Genomic DNA, 1,489 nt, shown 5'->3' with positions numbered 1-1,489 from the left:
GTTTTTTCTTTTCCGGCAAGTTCCTGTATATCGTCAACAAGAAGAACATCCGCTTGCATATACTGTTCACGGAACTTTTCAGCTGTATCGCCGTTGCTGATAATGTTTGTCAGAGAGGAAACCATATCCGTTGTTGTTGTAAGAATCACATGAAGCCCAGGCGAATTCTGCTCAATTGCATTTTTTACAGCATAGAGCAGATGTGTCTTTCCTGTTGCGGTTCCACCGAATATTGCAAGTGGTTTGGAATCTGCGTTCTCGGCAAAATGCTTCGCTTTCTCAAAGGCTTTACTATTCTCTTTGGTTACCTCAAAGCTGTCGAATGAAAATCTGCCGCCTTTCTTATTATCCTGCATATTTCGCCCTCCTTTTCAGCGTTCTTTTATCGTGTAGATTGGATGACCAGTACCATAATCCCTATATATACGATTTCCTTTAATCGTGAAGAGAGGATGTCCGGTACCGTAATCGGCATAGATCCTGTCGTCTTTAATTGTGTAAATAGGATGTCCGGCACCATAGTCTTTATAGATACGATTTTCCTTGATTGTGAAGAGAGGATGACCGGTTCCGTAGTCGGCATATACCCTATTGTCCTTGATAGTGTAAAGAGGATGACCAGTTCCGTAACCTTCGTATACTCGCATAAAAGACCTCCGTTCCGTGCAAAGCACATAATTGACGTATTTAATCCTTAACCTCAGTTATTTTTCGATATTGTTTATGAACTTATCGACATAGAATCCCTCCTGCTTATCGTCAGCGTTCTCTAAATTCACGCCTATTTTACTGCAAAAACTGGCGTAGGCGTCTATGTAACTCCTGTAATCCTTGTTCCCATTATATGAGAAATGCTCCTTTAAGTAGTCAGCGTTTACGCTGTCGTATATCGGGAACATATTTGGATTGCAGTGGTGACAATACTTTGATGCAAACGATAACTGAAAACGCCCTCTTGTTTTTGCAGCCTTAGCTAAATCTGTTACAAGCGCCGCAGCAACATCTTTGTCCGTTGTTGTTATCCTTGACTGAAAGCTCTCGCTGACAATAAAATCCGCGAACTCGTCGCCCTCGTCGGGAGCAGATGACTTGCCGAACGAAAGGTGAGTGGAATACTTCGAGTTTATTGTTATTACCTGCTGTAAAGCCGTCTCGCGGACAACAATAGCCTTAAAGCTTTCCAGAAATTTCTTCTCGCCATCAAACCAAGGGAAAGCTTCCTTGTTGGTTTTAAGATCCTCTCTGAACTGCTCGTAACCCTTTTTTGAAACTTCGTAATTTAGCATAATAAATACCTCCTAAAAGATTAATTACAGTCTAAATGAAAATCGTTTACCTCAACGCTCCCCACTTCACATGTGCAGAGCAGCCGCCGTTTGCCTGTCTGGTCTGTTTCCAGGCACCTGACTTCTGATTCAGGCATTTGCCCGTAGCCATTGGACTGCTTACCTCCAGTCTTGAGCCAAAATGATCGCAGATCTTCCGCTCA

General features: G+C 42.7%; 3 protein-coding genes. All 3 read right to left on the bottom strand.

The window, feature by feature from the left end:
• A partial coding sequence (locus BMX22_RS15725) for a DnaA ATPase domain-containing protein (protein ID WP_177173057.1) occupies positions 1–356 on the bottom strand: 356 nt, incomplete at its 3' end.
• A 15-nt stretch (positions 357–371) separates the two neighbouring features.
• Positions 372–647: a hypothetical protein gene (locus tag BMX22_RS15720; RefSeq protein WP_074743568.1), complete on the bottom strand. Its 276-nt coding sequence runs from the start codon at positions 645–647 to the stop codon at positions 372–374.
• A 57-nt stretch (positions 648–704) separates the two neighbouring features.
• Positions 705–1,286 (bottom strand): hypothetical protein, encoded by a 582-nt coding sequence (locus tag BMX22_RS15715; RefSeq protein ID WP_074743567.1) that lies wholly within the window; start codon positions 1,284–1,286, stop codon positions 705–707.
• Positions 1,287–1,489 lie beyond the last annotated feature (203 nt).

This window comes from Ruminococcus sp. YRD2003, assembly GCA_900109435.1.
Taxonomy (GTDB): Bacteria; Bacillota; Clostridia; order Oscillospirales; family Ruminococcaceae; genus Ruminococcus; species Ruminococcus flavefaciens_G.
This window is presented reverse-complemented; position numbering and strand designations above follow the sequence as displayed.